We start from the raw sequence: 19831 nt of genomic DNA, 5'->3' as shown, positions 1-19831 counted from the left end.
ATCCGCTATCTATTCCGTGCCGGGGCATCCTCCGCAGCGCCCAGACAGAACAAGACTACTGAATACATTTCCGGAGGAATGGGAAGCGTGGCTCGCAGCGAGAAGCGTGGCCCGCAGCTTGTCATGAACAATGCCCATGACGACCACGTTCCCCCAGCTTCTCTTGAGCCGCCATCAAGGCCATGTTTGCGCCACGGCGCCCGCTTCAAAATCGATATAGCGCAGACCACACAGGCCGTCGGATTGCTGATCGGAAAAATGCCCAGCTTTCCCGAAGCGGTTTTAAAAGGACAAGCGCCAATCAAATATCAATATTGAGCGCCATCATTGAAATCCCGCACTTGTTTCTCGGCCTCTTCACGGGCAATGCCGTACCGCTCTTGAATTTTGCCGACCAAGTACTCCATATTGCCCTCGGCAACATCAAGATCATCGTTGGTCAATTTCCCCCATTTCCCACGGATTTTTCCAGCCAGTTGTTTCCATTTTCCCTTGATCGTGTCTTCGTTCATCGCAAACCTCGAAAATATGAGTAATTCGATAGGCGTCAGCCTCGCAAATTAATTCTCTGCTTTGGCTTTCAGGCCGGCAGCATCAACTTTTTTGACGCCTTTGACACTTTCCGCTATTGAAATCGCCTTTTTCACTTCGATTTTACTAGGCACGACCCCCGTCAACGTAGCAACCCCATTATTGGTCTCGACAGAAATATCCGCACTTTTCAAGTTTTTGGTACTTGCAAGATCGGCCTTGATTTTCGTGGTGATCCACGTATCGCTAACTGCAGCACCCACCGTCGAGGAATGATCCACATTGGTGCCGTTATCGGCCGCAACAGCATTTGGCTGCAAACCCATACTCAATGCAGTCGTCATTAAAATAGTGGACAAAATCATAGACTTTTTCATACATACCTCCCAATAAAAGCAAGGACTTTTCAAAACAAGCCGTCCTCTGACATGCCAAAGAAGGAAATCGGAAGTTGTGGCAACTGGATTTCCGGCGAGGCGATGAAAATACAGTACCATTCGTTCGAGGTTGGTAAAAATACCAATTGATATAGGTTGTTTCTTTACATTAGAGGCATTGTGCCAGGGGTGACCGCATACTCTACCTTGGCAAGATTGGCTCACAAAATCTTGTCAACGCTCGCATTTTCGAAGGATTCAGGTGTTCAGTGGGATTTTCGTTAGCGTTCGGCTAACACCCATTGAAGTAATGCTCGGCTCATAAGGCCATACGTGTCCACGTAACGATCATGGGCACGTACACACCATGGGCTCACTGGAAACATATGGGCGCCTCCGTCGGAGTAGGCATAATGCTGAATTCAAGGCGAAGGTGGTCGCCAATTGCCAATAACCCGGTGTGTCGTTCGCGGCGATTACCATGGATCATGGCATCAACCCCAATTTGCCGCGTCGATGGGTGATTGAGCAGGAGCGACTCGGTCATCATGAGCTTGCGGAAATACCCGGCGTACAGCGTGATGTCGCGGCTAATACTCGCTTCGAATCTCTATCACTCTATCAACCAATGTCTACTTGACAGGGCTGATTACAGCATGTTGCTCAACGGCTTGAATATTGAGTGGCCCTATAAATGACGTTTATGGATAGCTGTGTAATTGCAATTGGACGATCCCCGGAGGGCGATGTGACAATGACACCGTCGCAGCCAGGGTGGAATTGAATAATAGAAAGCCGTCGGCCACCCGCAACCATTCAAGGAGACGATTGTGGTAGCCGAATCCCCGTTGGATCGCAGATGGAAATATCCGGCGATCCCGTCGGTAATGCAGGAGTGTACGCAAGCGATCGACTCCTACGTCGTGACCGGCCTTTCACGGTATTACGTTCCCGATATCGCCGATATGGTGGGACGAATGTACACGGTGCATGGTATTCAATCCCTGTTCCAACCCGCCAAGGCGATTACGGGAACAGCAGTCACTGTCAAATGCCCACCGGGCGACAACCTGGGCGTAAAAAAGGCGCTCATGGCGATAGACCCAGGCAACATCCTCGTTGTCGACGCACAGGGTTTTACGGAATGGTGCCTGGGCGGATTCCAGATGCTGCAACGAGCGATACGGGAACGCGGCCTTGCAGGCTTGATTGTGCACGGCGCGTACCGTGACGCGAGCGAAGCCCAAGCTGCGGGATTTCCGATCTATGCAAAAGCCAACTCAGCTTGGTCCGGCCCCAAGACCGGGCCTTTCGAAATCAATGTTCCTGTCTGCTGTGGAGGAGTCATCGTCCACCCGGGCGATGTCATGTGCGCCTCCGGTGACGGAATCGCTGTCGTGCCGCGTGCCTATGCCAGGACAATCCTGGAACGATTGAACAACAAGCCCAAGAGCGTGGGGGGGCAGCCCGACATGGCGGCGTTGCAGGCTCAGGATGCCGCAACGGAGGCTTATATCGCCGCGATAGAACAGGCCGGATTGCTCAGGCGAATGACCTGAAAGTACAACACTACGGAGATAGCATATGAATCGAAGGAAACTGCTGCGGGCTGCTGCGGCAACGGCAGCTATGGGGCCTTCTCTAGCGAGATCAATCACTAAGGCCGACCAAAACTATCCCACGAGACCAATACGCCTGCTTGTAGGTTATTCAGCGGGCGGCGCTGGAGACCTCTGCATGAGGATAATCGCGCCCAAGCTGTCGGCCCGACTCGGGCAACCTATCGTCATTGAAAACAGGCCGGGCGCGGGCGGGATCGCCGCGTCGCAAGCTGTGCTAGCGGCCCCTGCAGACGGCTACACCCTGGTTCTTGCCGCGGGGGGAAATTTCGGGATCGCACCCGTACTTTTCAAATCCCTGCCCTATGACCCGGTCAAGGATTTCCAGATGGTGGGGCAGGTTGCGTCGTTCTCGTACGTCTTTACGGTAAGGGCGGACTCGCCGTATCAGTCGATGCAGCAGCTCATCGACTATGCGAAGGCAAACCCCGGCAAGTTGAATATCGGCACAATACAGGTCGGTAGTGGCCAGTACTTCGCCGCCGAGCTTTTCAAATCCATGGCCGGCATCGATGCCGTCACGGTTCCATATCGTACCTCCGGCGACGCTGTAAGTGCGGTGCGAAGAGGTGACGCAGACGTCATAATAGAGACGATTGCGCCGTTGGCAGGGCTACTGCACTCCGGTACCCTACGCGCTCTGGCAACGACGGGAAAGGAGAAATTCCCCGGCTTGCCCGCAGTGCCAACTATCACCAGTACCGTGGTGCCAGGCTATGTCGTCGGGGCCTGGAATGGCTTGGCTGCACGGGCAGGGACGCCCTCGCCTATTGTTGCCCGGCTCGACCATGAACTTGCCCAGGTACTGAAGCAGGACGACGTCAAGAAGCGGTTTATCGTTCTGGGTACAGTGCCGCAATACGGAGGGCCGGAGGTATTGCGCAGCCTCATGATGGAAGACATGGAGAGATGGGGAAAGGTGATGGAATCGATACACATGAAGAAACAATAGCAGCAATTGCAGTCCTGTCCCATCGATTCCGACGACCTTATACCACTTATGCCCATCGCCAAGAAACAATACGATCCAACTCGGCCAGGACCGTTGCAAGGGATCCGGGTTCTGGATTTCTCCCGCCTAGTCGCAGGCAACATGCTCAGCCTGCAGTTGGCCGACTTCGGTGCAGAGGTCGTGAAGGTCGAGCAGCCCGGCCGCGGCGACACGCTGCGGGACTGGAAGGAGAACGGCCACAGCATCTACTGGAAAGTCTATGGCCGCAACAAGAAGAGCATCTCGCTCAACCTAAAGTCGCCAGGCGCGACAGAAATCGTCAAGGAGCTTGCACGCGGCTTCGACGTTGTCATCGAGTCATTTCGATATCGCTATATGGAGGAGCTAGGCCTGGGGCCGGAGGATCTCCGCACTATCAATTCCAAATTGGTGTATGTGCGAGTATCGGGGTTCGGCCAGACCGGCCCGTATGCATCACGTCCGGGATTCGGCACCTTGATCGAAGCCATGTCAACGTTCGCGGATCGCAATGGCTTCCCTGACCGCGAACCCGTGCTGCCTCCACTCGCTCTGGCCAATATGGTCGCCGGACTGTACGGTGCGATGGCAACCATGATCGCCATACGCGAAGTCGAGTTGAAGAGAGGCGAAGGGCAGGTCATCGACCTGAGTCTGATGGAGCCGCTCTTTACAGTCTTGGGGCCAGAGGCAGCAATCTTCCGGGCCACGGGAAAAAAGCATACCCGAGTAGGGTCGGCCTCAGAAATATCTGCGCCCCGCAACGTTTATGCAACCAAAGACGGGGGCTGGGTCGCCATTTCCGCCTCCACGCAGCGCATGACAGAGCGCCTGTTCTCGGCAATAGGAAGAGGGGATTTGAACGAGAATCCCGACTATAAAACAGCTCCTGCGCGCGTAAAGCTCAGGAGCGAAGTGGACGCCATCGTGGGCGGATGGATCAAACAGTACACACTCACAGAGAACTTGGTCTTCTTCGAGAAGAATGGAATCACGGCAGCGCCGGTATATAACATTGCGCAACTGATCGAGGATCCCCACATTCAGCATCGTGAAGTCGTGTACGAGGTTCCAGATGAGGATCTGGGATCGTTGATGATGAATTGCGCCGCGCCGGCACTCATGAATACGCCCGCGACGCTAAGGAGCCCAGCGCCCTCCATCGGCCAGCACAACAGGGAAGTCTACTCACGCTTCTACTCTGATACCGAGATAGCGGAGTTCGAAGCACGAAAGATCATCTAGGGCTCGAGACAGGATCAGCATCATGAGGCTTCACGACGAAAAAGATCTGCCTGTGTGGCGTTCGCTGTTATTTGTCCCGGCCAATATCCAGCGTTTTATCGATAAGGCACAGACGGTCGCGGCTGACGGGATCATCCTCGATCTAGAAGATAGCGTCCCTTCGACGCTAAAGGATTCCGTGCGGCAGCAGCTACCAGCAGCGGTGGACGCAGTGGGAGCAAGCGGAGCCGATGTCCTGGTTCGGGTAAATCAGCCGTTGGAGCTGTGCGTACCCGATTTCGAAACGGCAATCTCACCCAAGGTAAAGGCACTGATCTTACCGAAGGTTGAATCGGCCAGCCACGTACGCCTGCTGGCGGAACTGGCGGATCGCATCGAGGCACGACACGGCATGAAAAAGGGGCACACCCGATTCATGCTGCTGATTGAATCACCCGAAGCCCTGGAAGATATCGTTTCGATCGCTTCAGCCCACCCCCGCAACATTGCTATCAGCGCAGGAGGTGAAGATTTCGCAACAGCCACGGGTTCCTTGCCGGTCGGCGAGACGATGATCTATCCGCGCCAGCGCAGTGTCATAGCCGCGAGCATTGCCGGTATCTTGCCTATGGGATTGCTAAATTCAGTTGCGGAGTTCAATGACGATGCGGCGTACCGGGATTTGGTTCGACGGTCACGGAATTTCGGATTACGAGGCGCCACGTGCATCCACCCCCGATCCGTACCCCTGCTCAACGAGGGGTTCCGCCCAGCGGAGCATGAACTTGCGGCAGCTCAGCGCGTGGTGCAGGGATTCGTGAATGCCACGACGGCCGGTCGCGCTTCCGTTCAGGTCGATGGACGAATGGTGGATTACCCGATTTATGACCGAGCGATACAGCTGCTCCGAACGGCGGAGCGCATCAAGGAGAAGGAGTCGCGTCAAGCAGCGGTCTGAGTTCCGCAGAATTCACGCTGGATTATGAACTGGAGTTCTTCAGATGCTCGACGAAAGCGCTGGCAGTCCTGCTAAGGGTTGAGTCCCGGGCGGTGATAATCACCATATTGACTTCAATGTGGGGCTCCAAGGGACGCCAGACCAAGCCGTCAATCGGTACATCCACCGGCAGTACCAGGGCGATACCTGCTCCGTGATAAGCAAGCATCGCCGCGCTGAGCGCCAGAACCACCTGGAAGGCTATATGCGGCGATACGCCTGCATGCTCGAACGCACTATCGATGCCACTGCGCAACCCAGCTTGAGGCAGGTAGGTAATCAAGGGATATGAGGCGAGATCCTCGATCCTGACTTTCTCCCGCGCGGCCAATGGACAATCTTCTCGCATCGCACACATGACGGCGTCATTGGTCAAAACATCGGTGCGCACCGCCGAATTCAGGACGGGCCCATAAGCGACTCCAACATCGCTCTCCCGATTGATAACGCTTTCAACCACCTGCCTTGAGGTCATTGAGTATAGCAATGCTTGGACATCGGGCCGTGCCTTCACGAATGATGCTAATCCCTGCGCGAGGTAACCGTTCGCAATTGGAGAGGATCCAGCGACGGCCAGTCTCCCGATTCTTCCGCCTATCAGATCTTGTAGGGATTGCCCAAGGCGATTGACTCGACCAAAAATGGAACGAACCTCTGGCAGAATAGCTTGCGCCTCCGGAGTAGGTGTCAGCCTTCCCGCAACGCGCTCGAATAGTTTGATGCCGAGCCGTGACTCGAAGTGCTTAAGAACCGTGCTGACTGCCGGTTGTGACACATGCAACATCCGAGCGGCACTTGTAACAGAGCCTGTACGCATGATTGCGTAGAACACTTCGAGCTGCCGCAGATTCATAGTTTGGATCTCTAGATAATAAGGTAGGGTATCCGCTGAACCCAGGCTCCGACAAGCTGGATTTGCCCGCACGGCCCAAAGAGCGTTAAGCATGAATTAAAGTTAATTGCTCTTTATTTATGAATAATTAGAAGCAACAAGGAGAAATTGCAAATCGACAGACTATAACCCTTGCTGTCACTGTAGACGGAAAATATAGTTCTATCCTATGCAAGTTTGAACCGGAACTGCCTTCCAAGTCGGCGTCATCCAATGCTATAGACACCAAATAAAAAACTGAAATTCAGCTCGGCGATTCATCGCCTGGTGCCGGCAGCACACCCGGCACATGGTTCAGCACGGCCAGGAAGTCTTCGCGGCGCCCCTTGGCGGCTTCGGCACGAAGATAGTCCAGCGTCATTACACTGGCCATCTTCTCGGCCGCCGCGCTAGCGATGAACTGGTTGACCGAAACGCCATCATTCGCGGCAAGCTCTTTGATCTTGCGATGGACGGAGTCTGGTAGACGGATAGTCAAGGCAGTCATGTCGAGGTCTCCAGATGTTGAAGAAAACCCGCTGGCGTAATGGTGCGCACACCAAGCTCGGTGGCGCGTCGCTGCGAGCACATGGCAGCTACACGAACGAAGGTATCGATGACAAATGCAGATCATAAACCTTTTCCCCTTCACAAAATCTGTGTAGATAGAGCGAATATCGTGCACTTTTCATGTTGCTTCGACGAATCAATCTAGACGGTTCGGAACCGCACCGCTCATAATCCGCACGGACACCATACGTCGCAAGGGCGGCATGACTCGAGGAGATGACGATGCAAAATAGTTGCAGGGTAACAGGAATACTTATGTGTGCGATTGGCCTTGTGGGAATGGGATCTTCTGTCACTGGCAATGCAGCAGACCTTCTCGAAGCCGACATTCCCACGCTGCTGCGGGCTCAGGCGCAGGGAGATCTCAGTTGCGAGCAGCTCGCCCGCTCAACCTTAGACCGCATAAAGCGCCTGGATCCAAAATTAAAGGCATTCATTACCATCAATCCTCGAATGCTAGAAGACGCGCATGCCCTCGACGAAAGGCGACGGGTAGGGGATGTACGCCCACTTCATTGTGTACCGATCGCGTTCAAGGACAATATCGATGTCCGCGGCATGCCGACGACAGGCGGTTCCGTGCTGTTTAGGAACAACATGCCTCGCGCAGATTCGGAGATCGCTAGGCGGCTGAGAGCTGCCGGAGCATTGCTCGTCGGAAAAGCGAATCTCGATGAGTTCGCCGTATCAGGCAGCACCATCAGTTCCCTGGGAGGCCAGACATTGAATCCTTATGATGTACGCCGCTTTGCTGCAGGGTCGAGCGGAGGACCGGCCGTCGCCGTTGCCACGGGAATGGCAGCATGTGCGATCGGCAGCGAGACAGTGAACTCCCTACGTAATGCTGCGAGCTCGGCGGGTGTTGTGGCGGTACGGACTTCACATGGCGCTATCAGCCGCCGCGGCGTGATACCGCAATCGTCGACAATGGATGTCGTGGGGCCGATCTGCCGGTCGGTTGCCGACACGATTCAAATACTGAATATCATCGAAGGCCGCGATCAACTAGATCCTGCAACTACTGCGTTCGAGGGACTGGCTGCACCCATTGCCACTGCGCTGCAGCCCATCGTACTGAAGGGCGTTAGAGTGGGTATTCTGGAAAATCTGTTCGGGACTGGCCCCGAACACCAGGCCGTCAACGAAGTGGTCCACACTGCCCTGACGAAGTTGCGAGCCCTAGGGCTGGAGACGGTGAACATAGACGACGTAAGCTTTGACTCCGAACGCAGTAGCAAGAACCTTAATGTCGCGAACTATGAATTTCGTCCATTATTCGAAGCCTATCTCGCACAGATCAAACCTGTACCAGGTGTGGCAACACTGCAGGAATACTACAACGCGAAAAAATTTCCATCGACCATGCAAAGCTTTCTGAAGAACGCCGTGTCCTGGAAGGCACCGCTCCAGATGGACGGCTACCGACAATCCCTGAAGAAAGGAGAGGCGTTACGAAAGCGGATACTTGGCTTAATGGACGACTACAAGCTGGATGCGCTGGTGTACCCATCGCAAAAACGCCCGCCATTGCGTATCGACGAAGCACGACGGCCTGAGCGTAATGGGGTATTCGCGTCTGCGATTGGGTTTCCTGCAATCGACCTTCCTGCCGGCTTCACACCAAGGGAACTGAAATCGCCACAGGGGCTACCCATAGGCCTGGACATACTGGGAAAGCCCGGACAGGATGCCAGATTGCTCGGAATCGCCATGTCGATAGAGCAAGTGCTGGACGCTCGCCGTCCGCCACCATTGTCCAAGGATGACAATTAGCCCGCTACATAGCGCGCACGCGGCCGAATCAGGAGCGGAGACTCATACTGCTCCAAGGCATGCGCATTCCAACCCACGACGCGAGCGATGATGAAAAGAATCTGGCATGCCAGCACCGACAACCCCAGAGCATGAGCGGCCGCAGCCATGGCGAAGTCGTTCTTCGGTAATAGCCCGAACTCTCTATGAGCAGTGTGCAAATATTTGTCGATGAGCGCGACCACAGGCCCTCCTACGTACTCGCGCAAGTCGGCCAGTATCGCGGCAGCTCTGGGGTCACCCTTTGGGTAAAGGGGATGGTTGAACCCAGGCGGTATGCCCTGCCCCGCCAATTGCAGAAGTTGGGGTGTATGCCGCTCTGAAGACAGCATACGGCCGACGAGATCATAGGACTGTGTGAAGTCCGCGTGCTTCATGCCGCTTGCCGCGCAACAACCCGCTAATGTCACCGCGTAGGAGTTGGCAAGAGTGGAGGCCGTACAACGTGCAACGAAACTCGAAGGATTCAGCTCGTGATCCGCATGGAGAACCAGGGCACGTCGGATAATCGTGGCGTGGGTGGAGTTCAATCGCCACGCATTGGCAATGACATCATGCGCGTTTTCGGCCGCCGCAGCGTTAACGCCGGCTGCAAAGGCAATCGCGGCGTGCAGTATTTCGTTGGCATGTGCGAAGCGAGCCGCGCGGGATGCACACTGATCGTGCGTTACTTCACGCATGCGCTGTAGAAGCCATAAGCTAAAACGCGGGAAGAATTCCCTCTCATCAGCGCAATGGCGCGAGACAAATTCCGCCCTGTTTACATCAGCAACGGGCACATCCCACAGCAATGCAGCCACTTCCTCGAGTGTTGCTGTTTCACTCAGTTGAACCGCATCGATTCCCCGAAACCAGGGCCTTCCTGCCTTGATCTCGCATAGTTGGCTGTCGAGCACAGGGAAGCCGAAGTCCAGCGATGCGCGCGCCACATTACCGGGCGTTCGGCCTCGGTCACGACGCCGGATGAAGTCGATGATTTCGGTCTGGTTGAACTGGCTATTCCCAGTGCGTTCATCGTACGAGCGGCCCAATTTTCCTCGGCTTACGTACGAGTACAAGGTCGCCAGCGATATACCCAACATCTCGGCTGCCGTCTTCGAGTCTATCAACGCGACTGCTGATTCTTTTGTCGGGTGCAGATTTCTCATATTGATTCGAGCAATCGAGATTGACCGTAAAAGTACAACCAATATCATACTAGCAGACGACATCACAAACAGGCACATATGATCAAACCCATATCCACATGCAACGACGCGTTGGTCTCCTCTCTGAGACTCTGTGCGATCGGCGTGGGAAAGCGAAGCAACTGGTCTTTCTTGAAACTTGAAATGAGCGACGGTAGCGTTGGATGGGGAGAGTTGACGCTGCGGTCGCATGAGGCCGTGCTGTCAGCTTTGTTGGATACGCTGGAACCGGCGCTACGGGGCAAGCCTCTGGATCAACTGCATCCGTATAGGCATGCATACCCAGGGCTTCCGTCGGGTCGTGCCGGCAATGCCGTGCTCAGCGCATTCGATCAGTGCTGCTGCGACTTGACCGGCCAGTATTTGAATCGCCCCATCCATCATCTATGGGGAAACGGTTCATCGCGCCGCTTGAAGGCTTATGCGACCGTCAATCGTAGCGTCTTGCAGCGCACGCCAAAGGGCTTCGCCGAAAGCTGCTCGGCCGCTGTGCGCGCCGGCTTTGGCGGCATCAAAATAATGCCCTTCGACGCAGTGACGCCGCAGTCTGCGTCGACTGCCGAGGGCGCTGCCGAATTGAAAGAAGCCGTGCGACGTCTACAGGCGGTGCGCGACGCGATCGGCCCCGAAGTCTCCTTAATGGCGGACTGCCACTGGCGGCTGGACGTGCCGCGCGCAATGGATCTGATCGACGCACTTGCGGACATAAATTTGCACTGGCTCGAGTGCCCTGTGCCCGAATCCAACGAGCGGTGCCGCAGTGTAAAGGACTTGCGTCGCCATGCCAATCGTCGAGGTATGCTCCTGGCCGGCGGAGAAAACGTATTCTCAAGAGATGGGGCCTGGCCTTACATCACGCAGGGCCTATATGACGTCATCATGCCTGACATCAAATATTGCGGCGGCTACAGCGAATTTTCCGCAATCGCCGAGTTGGCCTCCCGCCATGCCGTCCGTGTGTCACCGCACAATCCATCAGGGCCTATTGCGCACGCGCACACAGTACAAATCTGTGCTGCCTTGGGGCTAGAGGAAGCCGTGGAGCAGCAGTTCGCCGAATCGCACTTATTCGGTACCGCAGTGACGGGAACTGCGCCACGGTTTATCGATGGCCACTTCACGGTACCGACGGAACCGGGTTTGGGCCTGGCACTTGATGAGACAGTCAGTTCAAAGCATCCGTACTCCCACATACCACTTTCCATCAACGATCCGAGTTTCGCTGGATCAACAGGAGAATGACATGATCACCAGAAGACAACTGCTTGGCGCCGCATCAATGGTCTTGCCGGGTGCAGGACTGATTCACAGTGTGGCGCACGCCGCCTATCCAGAGCGACCGATCCGCTTAGTCGTACCGTATGCCCCCGGAGGCGGCTCCGATGTCCTTGCCAGGTTGGTTGCAAACGCGATGTCGCGGCGCTTGAGCAAGAGCATAGTGGTAGAGAACAAAGGAGGGGCCGGTGGCGCGCTGGGTCTTGAGTACGTGGTACGCGCGCCAGCCGACGGCTACACATTAATTCTGCTTTCGACCTCGCACGCGTCCAACGCGGCCGTCATGTCGCTTACCTACGACGTGATAAAGGATGTGACCCCTATTGGGCTCATCGCGAGCGGCCCCTGGATCCTAGTGGTCAACTCAAACTTGCACGTTTCGGACGTCACAGAGCTCTTGGCTCTGGCCAAAGCCAAGCCGGATTCCCTGAATTACGCAAGCTCGGGTACGGGCTCTTCCACGCACCTGGCAACGGCATTGTTCGCGCAAAAGGCAGGGATTAAAGTCACGCACGTCCCGTATCGCAGCAGCGGCCAAGCCCTGACCGACCTGATTGCAGGCCGTGTGCAATTCATGCTTGCCAGTGCACCTTCGGTGACAGGCTACGTTAGGGACGGCAAACTGAAGGCTCTTTGCGTATCTACAGCCAAACGCTCGCCGCTGTTTCCAGATCTGCCTACGGCAGAACAGGCAGGGATCCATGGGTTCGCCGAGGCTCTGTGGCACGGCCTGGCTGCGCCAGCAAAGATCCCCGAGAAAATAGTCACAGCGTTGAACCAAAGTCTAGTCTCCAGCTTAGCCGAACCCTCGTTGCGCAAGCAGTTTGAGACTCAGGGGCTAGAACCCCAGGCATCGACTCCACAGGAGTTTTCGACCATGTTGGCGAATGATGTTGCACTATGGCGCGCTATCGCCAAATCCATCGACATTTCTTGACGTCAATATGGCGGGGTGCAAGGGAAAAATAAAGTTCTACCCTTCTCGTAAGCTTTATTTTGAACATCCTCTCCAGCCCGTGCCATCCAGCAATCCAGCGCGGCCGCAGGCCGCTGATCATTCAGAACTGGTAGGCCACTCCCGCCTGCAGCGATTGCGCATTGACATTGCCCGTGTGCAGCACGCTGTCGTAGCGCACATAGGCGCCGGCCGATTTGCCGATGGGCAGCGTCGCCCGCGGCTGCACCGAAGTTCGCCCGTCGTTGCCGCGGGCCGAGCCCAGCGCACCGAAGCAGCGCGTGGTAGAAGAAAAGTCGTAGGCGTGGCCCGAAGTACCCGCCAGGGTATGGGCGTCTGTTATCGGTCATCCAATAATCCCCCTCAGGGTCATTAAAAATTCCCCACCTGCTTTCTGGAGACAGAACAGATGGACAGTCAGTTGAACCCAGAGCAGCGCATCATGTCAGCCCACCTCACGCCACAGGAGATGGTGATGCTGAGCAAGCAACGCTGGGAGGATGTACGGCAGATGCACCCACAGGGCGCCTCAAACTCGGAGATCGCCAGGCACCTGGAGATCGCCCACCCAGTGCGTGGAAAGCGCGGACATCAGTCAACACACTACATACAGAGCCGTCCCGCAAATTGGTAGAGTGATAGGAAACATCACCAGCACCGGGTCGCTTATATTTAGAGCGTGTGGTATTTTTCGACTTGAATACGAAATTATTCAGGAACCAGATGTTGAAAATGAGCCACGAGTCAGACGACGGCCGCACTGAGCCGCCATTGACCATTAGGGAAAAAGGCAAGCTGAGACGGCGCAATCGAATCAAGGAAGCGGCCCGGATCGTTTTCCGTGAAATGGGTTACGAGGCCGCAACCACACGCGAAATCGCTGAGCGCGCAGAGGTATCTCAAGGCACGCTCTTTGCCTATGCGTCAACAAAATCCGAATTGTTGTTCATGATCGTCAACGACGATATCGCCCTGCAGAAACTACGCGAGTTTTCCGACTGGCCGCCGGAAACGCGACTGATGTACATGCTCATGCATTTCAGCATCAGGACGTTTCAGTATTGGGCCCGCGATCCCGAAATCTCCCGCCAGGCCCGGGTAGAAGTCAGCGCCGTATTGCTAGGCCGATACAGCGGCCCCGAGGCCCTTAAGTTTGCAGCAGGCAAGCCTCATCGGATCGAAATGCTCACCGATGCCATCCGGCAGCGGCAGGCCGCGGGGCGCTTAAGAGCTGATATCAAACCGGATCTGGTGGCCGAGCTGTGGTGGTGCATATACAACCAGCATCTGCGCAATTGGCTCAACACAAATAAAATGAACCTGCGCCAAGGTATGGAGCGGCTGCACGAGCTGTACCAGCTCGCGTTCGAGGGTTTCGCTATAGATCCGCTGGAGTTGGTCAGCGACATTTCGTTGTCAAGTGACCTCGACCAGCTCACATAACCGCATCTACAGCGTCGGGACGGTGGTACTTGCATCAAATACCGATAATATTGAGCAAGGCGTGACGCTTTTCATGCTGCACGACGTGCAGAGCGCGCTTTAATGCAGGCACCAAGTCCTCCCGTCGCACTACGCGCTCCCCATAGCCGCCCGAAGCTTCGGCATAGGCCTCAAAATCCGGCACTGGCGCCAGGCTAGACAGAGGGCTTTTTTGTCCGGCATCCACCGCAAGATGGGTTGCTCCACCCGGGTAAATGGCAAGTGTGGATTTTTCTACTGCATGCCAGTGGCTATTGTTATAGACCAGCACCAGCACTGGCAATTGATACAGTTGTGCAGCATGATGGCAGGCGGCCGGGTTGCTAAAAATATAGGCGCCATCGCCGTGGACGGCAATGACCGTTCTGTCCGGCAAGGCTTGTTGGGCTCCCAGAGCAGCGGGAAATGCCCAGCCCAGTCCACCAGCAGTTGAATTCAGAAAATATGTCCCGCCCTGACCAAAATGCATATGCTCAGGAAGTACTGAATATTCATTGACCAGCACGGCATCGCCCGGTTTTACCTGATCCACGCAGCGCGACAGGAATATTTTAGTAATAGCTCCACCCGTTGACTCGTCTTGCTGTGCGCTACGGGCAAGTGTCGCTTGATATTTTTCCGCATCGGCGCTCAATTGCGCATAACGAGCTGGAGCAGACGCCTGAACCTGTTCCCTGCTCAGCGCCTCTTTCAGTTGTGATAAAAACGGCAGGGCTTCGCAGCTAACAAGCAAATCATTTCGAAAGCCGCGCACCGGCAGATCGCCGAATAGCGGATCAACGGCAACATGAGCGACAAAGGCTTCTGCGGGCGGACCACCAGCCTCTGGAATCCAGGGAACATCGCATTCAAGCACAATCACCAGGTCGGCCTTGCGCAAGGCGGCCGATGCGTTGGTTCCCAAATAGAGCGGATGGCCGCTGGGGATGTTCACATAATGTGGCATGGATTCGACCACACCAATACCGAATTCCCGTGTTAACTCGGACAGCAGACTCACCGTCGCCGGTTCAATTCCAGAGCTGGCAGTGACAATTACGGGGTAGCTGGACACCTTCAGGCGTTGCGCCAGTGCCGTCAGATCCTGGTCATTCACCCGCACCCCGGCCCGCTGTGGTTCATTAATGCGCTCACTACCGACAGCCTGCGCGCTCAACGACTGCGCCAGCACTTCCCTTGGCAAGGTGAGATAAATCGGCCCTTTAGGGTGGGTCATGGCGATATCCAACGCCCGATCCACAATATGTGTCACGTTGCGACCATCACGCAGCTCATAATCCCACTTGACCAGTTCACGAGCCATGCCGGCCTGGTCGTACATCTCCTGCGCCCAATGGATCGGGCTGTTGCGGCAGCCGAGAATGCCCTGTTCATACAACGGCGTGCGGCCGGCAGTAAAGAAAATCGGAATCTGGCTGCGTTTGGCATTCATCAAGGCGCAAATGGCATTAGCTGCGCCAACCGTCACATGCAACATCACCGCCTGCGGCTTGCCGGTCACCATGTAATAGCCGTGGGCCATGCCCACCGCAAGGTTCTCATGCGCTGCCACCACGGGTGTGGGGTAGCGCGCTGCGTTCCCTACGTGTGCGTACGCCTCGACAATCGGCGCCGTGTCTGTCCCCGCGCCCATGTACAGATATTCAATCCCCCGTGCACGCAAGTGAGCCAAATATGCCTCGCTAACAGTTGTGCTACTTGGTGGCTGCTCGATTTTTTGGTCCATTTCCACTTACTACCTGAGATATAAATCAATGAAAACATGATATTACAACTAATTTTATAGTACAGTATAATATTAATTGACAATCCAAATATATTGCATGATAATTCTGGTTGTCAATAACAACGACACTTTCGTATTCGGGAAGAAACAATGAAATTGGCCAGTTTTAACGACCATCGGCTTGGAGTCGTGCTCGGAGATAGCATTGTCGATATCACAGATGTGTGCGGGGTAAATAGCCAATCCTGGCCTCCCGTGGGCATGGTGCAGACAATCGCGGCATTTGATCGGCAACGCGGCAACATCGAAGCCGCGCTAACACACGCTCCACGTCACAAGCTAAGTGATGTCACCCTTAAAACGCCGATCCCATGGCCGAACAAAGTGATCGCCTTTCCTGTCAACTATCACGACCATGGCAAGGAAATGCAGGCCGATTACCGTGCCACGCACCAGGGTTTTTTTCTGAAACCGGCCTCTTCTCTGTCGGGCGCAGACGAGCCTGTTGTCCTACCCAATACCCCCAACCGCGAAATTCATCACGAATGTGAATTAGCCATTGTGATTGGCAAACAGGGCAAAGATATTGCCGCAACAGAGTGGCAAGAATATGTGTTCGGCTACGCCTGTCTACTCGATATGGTCGTGCGCGGGCGTGAAGAGCGCGTAGCACGCAAGGCCTATGACACCTTTTGTCCTGTCGGACCGTGGATTACAACCAAAGATGAAATTGCCGACGCCTCAGATATCGAGATGAAGCTATGGGTCGGCGATGAGCTCAGACAACACGCCAATACACGTGACCTGGTTCTGGATATCCCGGGAATGATTGAAATGGCTTCGGCAGTCATGACACTGTATCCGGGGGACATTATTGCCACGGGTACACCGGCCGGCGTGGGGCCAGTTGCGGCAGGCGATGTGATCCGGATCAGTCTGACCGGCCTGGGAGAAATGCGCGTCTCTGTCGTGCAAAGCAAAGGTGGCGGCACCTTTATTTTTGATAAGAAATATGTTCCACCAATTATCAAGCAGGTGAAATAAGCGTGCAAACACTTCACTCTCTGGACGAGCTGTATCAGGCATTTGAACAGCTGCATATGGAAGGCGGGTGGCATCGCCGGAGGCCAGCGCTTTGGCCGCAACCGAATTCCATCCTGCTGCCCTATTGCTGGCACTACGACCAGGTCAAACCCATTCTTGAAGCGGCCGGCGCGTTGGTCAGCACCGAATTTGCAGAGCGGCGCAACCTCACCATGCGTAATCCGGCACCAGACAATGCGTACTGTACTGTGCGCACCATGGTCGCGGCCTATCAGATGATCCGCCCCGGTGAGACGGCCGACGCGCACCGGCACACCCCCAGTGCGCTAAGAATCATTCTGGACGGACACGGCAGCTTCACCACGGTCGATGGTGTGCGCGTTGAAATGCGGCCGGGAGATGTGTTGCTAACGCCAAGCCAGAGCTGGCATTCACATGAAAACATCGGCACCGAAGACTGCTATTGGATTGATGTGCTGGATGTGCCACTCATCCATTTGTTGGAGCCCATGTTTTTTGAGCGCCACCCCGACAAGCTGGAAAAGGTGTTTATTGACCAAGAAGCAGCAGCACTGGCTTATCGCTGGGAAGACAGTCGCGAAAGACTACGTGCCGCCAAGGCCGCCCCCGATGGTATGACGAGTAAATGCATTGCGCTCGGCAATCCAGCGATGACAACCATTGCCCTATATGTGCAACAACTCGAACAAGGTTTCCACTCGCGCGTCAAACGCACTACCGCCAACCAGATCCTGACGGTGCTGGAAGGCGAAGGCGAAACTCACATTGACGGCGAGATCCTCAAATGGCGTCGTGGCGATGTGATTGCCGTGCCATCTTGGCGCGCCTACCAGCATCAAATCAGTGCCAATGCCATCATGGTCTGCGCAACCGACGAGCCAGTATTGGCCAAACTGAATTTACTCAAATCAACAATTGAAAGCGAATAGCAGGAGACGACATGAGCATCATTAAAAAACTAACCCTAACGACACTTTCCGGATTTGCATTGCTGGCCACTTTGGGGGGGCCAGTGATGGCGGCGCAGGACTTTCCTAGCAGGCCGCTCAAAATCATTGTGCCCTACCAGCCTGGCAGCATGGTCGATACCATGTCCAGGAAGATCGCAGACTCGTTGTCCAAGCATTGGCATCAATCGGTGATCGTTGAGAACAAAACCGGTGCGTTTGGGGTAATCGCCGTCAATACTCTCAAAGCCGCACCCGCGGATGGCTATGTCCTTATGGCAGACACACCAGCCATCGGCATCAATCCAAGCGTCAGGGATGTCGGCTACGATCCGGTTAAGGACATCGAACCGATTGCAATGATGATGGAAATGCCGTTTGTTGTCGGCATGAGTACCAAGGTGCCGGCGAAAAATTTGCACGAGTTCATCGAATACGGCAAAACACACCAAGACAAACTGAATCTGTCCGACGGCGGCACCTCAACCAAACTGGCCGGATTGCTATTTAGCCAGCAAACCGGGATTCAAATGCAGCAGATTACCTACAAAGGCGCGACGCCCGCCATTATGTCGGTATTGCAGAACGAGTGTCAGGTTTTGGCATTTGATCTGGCCAATATGGCGCCACAAATCAATGCTGGCAAAATGATCGGGCTGATAACCTCGGGAAGCGAGCGCTCACCACTGCTGCCCAATGTGCCAACGGCCAAGGAAGCAGGGCTGCCCGATTTCACCGTCACCACCTGGTTTGGCCTGTTTGCAAAAGGTGGCACGCCACCAGAGATCATTAACAAGCTCAATCGGGAAATCGTTGGAGTCTTGTCCAACCCTGAATATCAGGCATTTGTGTCCTCAAAAGGGGCCGTAATCAAACCCTATAACGCCGCGCAGTTCAAAGCCTTCTTCCATAACGACATAAAGGTTTGGGCCGATATCGCCAAAAAGTCAGGTGTGAAATTTAACTGACTCCGCGGGTGTCACAGCCAAGATAGGTGTATGAAAACATGAGTCAGAAAGTCATTATTGCGGGCGCCGGTATTGGTGGCCTGTCGGCGGCCCTTGCGCTGTTGCAAAAAGGTATTGATGTTGAAGTATATGAACAGGCAACCGAACTAAAGGAAGTAGGCGCGGGCATTCAGATCAGCCCGAACGGCAGTTGTGCATTGGATGCCCTGGGTGCGTATGAAAGCGTCAAAGCAAGTTCCTGCAATCCGGAACGCAAGGAGTTCCGTCTGTGGAACACAGGTAAATCCTGGCTAATGTTCGATCTTGGGCAAGACGCAATACGACAATACGGATACCCCTATCTGACCGTATACCGGCCGGATCTGTTGCAAGCGCTGTTCGACGGCGTGAAGGCCCTCAAGCCGGATGCCGTTCACTTATCCAGCAAGATCGAGGGTTGCACACAGGAGGCTACCTGCGCAACGCTGACGCTGGAAGATGGCCGGCGCATTTCAGGCGCTGCGCTGATTGGCGCCGATGGCGTGCGGTCAGTGATCCGCCATGAGCTATGGGGGGCTGCCAAACCGACTTTTTCGGGAATGGTGGCCTGGCGCGGTGTGATCCCGATGGAAAACCTACCAGCGCATTTACGTTCGATGGTCGGCAGCACTTGGATCGGCCCCGGCGGTCATGCCGTCAACTACCCGCTGCACCGGGGAAAAATCATGAACTTCGTCGGTACGATTGAGCGTGATGACTGGCTGATTGAGTCATGGAGCCAAAAAGGCGAGGCGCAAGAATGCCACAAAGATTTTACCGGCTGGCACGAGGATGTCCAAACCCTGATCGCCTGCTCGCCGCAATTGCATAAATGGGCGTTGATGCAACGCGAACCAATGTCGCAATGGACCAAAGGCCGGGTAACACTGCTGGGTGATGCAGCTCATGCCACCTTGCCATTCCTGGCGCAAGGTGCAGTTCAGTCAATCGAAGACGGTGTAGTGCTTGCCCGTTGTTTTGAAAAGTATGGACAGGATATACCGCATTGTCTTAGCAAATACGAAGAGGCCAGGCTTGAACGCACCACGCGCATGGTACTGGGGGCGGCGGCTAACACCCATCGTTTCCATAGCGCCGAACTGGCGACTGATACCGATGCCGAGGCATACCTGCAGCGCGAATGGAGCAGTAGCCCAATCAGGGATCGGTACGACTGGCTGTACAAGTACAACGCGAAAACAGTGGACATCTAACGGAAGAACAGAGTCAGTTTCCA

General features: G+C 55.1%; 21 protein-coding genes. 14 read left to right on the top strand and 7 right to left on the bottom strand.

Annotation, left to right across the window (positions count from 1 at the left end; all coding sequences use genetic code 11):
• The first annotated feature begins 87 nt into the window (after window positions 1-87).
• Entirely contained in the window at window positions 88-318 is a 231-nt protein-coding gene (locus CEY11_RS25050; RefSeq protein WP_143322709.1) for a hypothetical protein, read from the top strand.
• Here CEY11_RS25050 and CEY11_RS06335 read toward each other — a convergent pair.
• Both CEY11_RS06335 and CEY11_RS06330 read right to left on the bottom strand, forming a co-directional pair.
• Window positions 309-512, bottom strand: coding sequence for a CsbD family protein (locus tag CEY11_RS06335; protein ID WP_088602496.1), 204 nt, complete (start codon window positions 510-512; stop codon window positions 309-311). The genes CEY11_RS25050 and CEY11_RS06335 overlap by 10 nt on opposite strands.
• A 48-nt stretch (window positions 513-560) precedes the next feature.
• Window positions 561-908, bottom strand: coding sequence for a BON domain-containing protein (locus CEY11_RS06330; RefSeq protein ID WP_088602495.1), 348 nt, complete (start codon window positions 906-908; stop codon window positions 561-563).
• A gap of 481 nt (window positions 909-1389) precedes the next feature.
• Here CEY11_RS06330 and CEY11_RS25345 point away from each other — a divergent pair, with 481 nt between their 5' ends.
• The 5 genes from CEY11_RS25345 (at window position 1390) to CEY11_RS06310 (ending at window position 5679) form a co-directional block, all read left to right on the top strand.
• Window positions 1390-1548: a hypothetical protein gene (locus CEY11_RS25345; protein ID WP_158215202.1), complete on the top strand. Its 159-nt coding sequence runs from the start codon at window positions 1390-1392 to the stop codon at window positions 1546-1548.
• A 190-nt stretch (window positions 1549-1738) separates the two neighbouring features.
• A complete protein-coding gene (locus tag CEY11_RS06325) occupies window positions 1739-2467 on the top strand; it encodes an RraA family protein (protein ID WP_143322707.1) in 729 nt (242 codons plus the stop codon).
• A 178-nt stretch (window positions 2468-2645) separates the two neighbouring features.
• Window positions 2646-3479 (top strand): Bug family tripartite tricarboxylate transporter substrate binding protein, encoded by an 834-nt coding sequence (locus CEY11_RS06320; RefSeq protein WP_088602493.1) that lies wholly within the window; start codon window positions 2646-2648, stop codon window positions 3477-3479.
• Between the two features lie 48 nt (window positions 3480-3527).
• Window positions 3528-4742: a CaiB/BaiF CoA transferase family protein gene (locus CEY11_RS06315; protein ID WP_088602756.1), complete on the top strand. Its 1215-nt coding sequence runs from the start codon at window positions 3528-3530 to the stop codon at window positions 4740-4742.
• A 22-nt stretch (window positions 4743-4764) separates the two neighbouring features.
• Window positions 4765-5679 carry an HpcH/HpaI aldolase/citrate lyase family protein gene (locus CEY11_RS06310; RefSeq protein WP_088602492.1) on the top strand — a complete coding sequence of 305 codons (915 nt, stop codon included), beginning with the start codon at window positions 4765-4767 and terminating at the stop codon, window positions 5677-5679.
• 22 nt (window positions 5680-5701) lie between these two features.
• Here CEY11_RS06310 and CEY11_RS06305 read toward each other — a convergent pair whose 3' ends face one another.
• A complete protein-coding gene (locus CEY11_RS06305; protein WP_158215201.1) occupies window positions 5702-6571 on the bottom strand; it encodes a LysR family transcriptional regulator in 870 nt (289 codons plus the stop codon).
• A gap of 283 nt (window positions 6572-6854) precedes the next feature.
• Window positions 6855-7097 (bottom strand): YlcI/YnfO family protein, encoded by a 243-nt coding sequence (locus CEY11_RS06300; RefSeq protein ID WP_088602490.1) that lies wholly within the window; start codon window positions 7095-7097, stop codon window positions 6855-6857.
• Between the two features lie 317 nt (window positions 7098-7414).
• Between CEY11_RS06300 and CEY11_RS06295 the strand changes: the two genes are divergently transcribed.
• A complete protein-coding gene (locus CEY11_RS06295; RefSeq protein ID WP_158215200.1) occupies window positions 7415-8932 on the top strand; it encodes an amidase in 1518 nt (505 codons plus the stop codon).
• On the opposite strand, the gene CEY11_RS06290 is transcribed toward CEY11_RS06295, so the two are convergent.
• Entirely contained in the window at window positions 8929-10119 is a 1191-nt protein-coding gene (locus tag CEY11_RS06290; protein ID WP_158215199.1) for a citrate synthase family protein, read from the bottom strand. The two genes, CEY11_RS06295 and CEY11_RS06290, sit on opposite strands and share 4 nt — an antisense overlap.
• A 78-nt stretch (window positions 10120-10197) precedes the next feature.
• Here CEY11_RS06290 and CEY11_RS06285 point away from each other — a divergent pair, with 78 nt between their 5' ends.
• The gene (locus tag CEY11_RS06285; RefSeq protein WP_143322703.1) at window positions 10198-11400 is read left to right on the top strand and encodes a mandelate racemase/muconate lactonizing enzyme family protein; all 1203 of its coding nucleotides are present in this window, start codon (window positions 10198-10200) and stop codon (window positions 11398-11400) included.
• Between the two features lies 1 nt (window position 11401).
• Window positions 11402-12370 carry a tripartite tricarboxylate transporter substrate binding protein gene (locus CEY11_RS06280; RefSeq protein WP_158215198.1) on the top strand — a complete coding sequence of 323 codons (969 nt, stop codon included), beginning with the start codon at window positions 11402-11404 and terminating at the stop codon, window positions 12368-12370.
• Between the two features lie 121 nt (window positions 12371-12491).
• On the opposite strand, the gene CEY11_RS25925 is transcribed toward CEY11_RS06280, so the two are convergent.
• Window positions 12492-12617 (bottom strand): hypothetical protein, encoded by a 126-nt coding sequence (locus CEY11_RS25925; protein ID WP_269845255.1) that lies wholly within the window; start codon window positions 12615-12617, stop codon window positions 12492-12494.
• A 494-nt stretch (window positions 12618-13111) separates the two neighbouring features.
• On the opposite strand from CEY11_RS25925, the gene CEY11_RS06270 reads away from it, so the two are divergent.
• Window positions 13112-13831, top strand: coding sequence for a TetR/AcrR family transcriptional regulator (locus tag CEY11_RS06270; protein ID WP_088602485.1), 720 nt, complete (start codon window positions 13112-13114; stop codon window positions 13829-13831).
• 34 nt (window positions 13832-13865) lie between these two features.
• Here the strand turns inward: CEY11_RS06270 and CEY11_RS06265 are convergent, their stop codons facing one another.
• The gene (locus CEY11_RS06265; protein WP_088602484.1) at window positions 13866-15596 is read right to left on the bottom strand and encodes a thiamine pyrophosphate-requiring protein; all 1731 of its coding nucleotides are present in this window, start codon (window positions 15594-15596) and stop codon (window positions 13866-13868) included.
• 150 nt (window positions 15597-15746) lie between these two features.
• Between CEY11_RS06265 and CEY11_RS06260 the strand changes: the two genes are divergently transcribed.
• From CEY11_RS06260 to CEY11_RS06245, 4 genes are read left to right on the top strand one after another with little or no spacing between them, the layout of a single operon-like run.
• Window positions 15747-16640, top strand: coding sequence for a fumarylacetoacetate hydrolase family protein (locus CEY11_RS06260; protein WP_088602483.1), 894 nt, complete (start codon window positions 15747-15749; stop codon window positions 16638-16640).
• Between the two features lie 2 nt (window positions 16641-16642).
• Window positions 16643-17590, top strand: a complete 948-nt coding sequence (locus tag CEY11_RS06255) for a cupin domain-containing protein (protein ID WP_233154739.1) — start codon at window positions 16643-16645, stop codon at window positions 17588-17590.
• A gap of 11 nt (window positions 17591-17601) precedes the next feature.
• On the top strand, window positions 17602-18576 hold the full coding sequence (locus tag CEY11_RS06250) for a Bug family tripartite tricarboxylate transporter substrate binding protein (RefSeq protein WP_088602482.1): 975 nt from the start codon (window positions 17602-17604) through the stop codon (window positions 18574-18576).
• Between the two features lie 38 nt (window positions 18577-18614).
• Window positions 18615-19808, top strand: a complete 1194-nt coding sequence (locus CEY11_RS06245) for an FAD-dependent monooxygenase (protein WP_088602481.1) — start codon at window positions 18615-18617, stop codon at window positions 19806-19808.
• The last annotated feature ends 23 nt before the right edge of the window (window positions 19809-19831 follow it).

Origin of the sequence: Candidimonas nitroreducens, assembly GCF_002209565.1 — a bacterium.
Classification (GTDB): Bacteria; Pseudomonadota; Gammaproteobacteria; order Burkholderiales; family Burkholderiaceae_B; genus Candidimonas; species Candidimonas nitroreducens.
The sequence above is the reverse complement of the archived record's forward strand: the minus strand, read 5'-3'. Positions and strand labels throughout refer to the sequence as shown.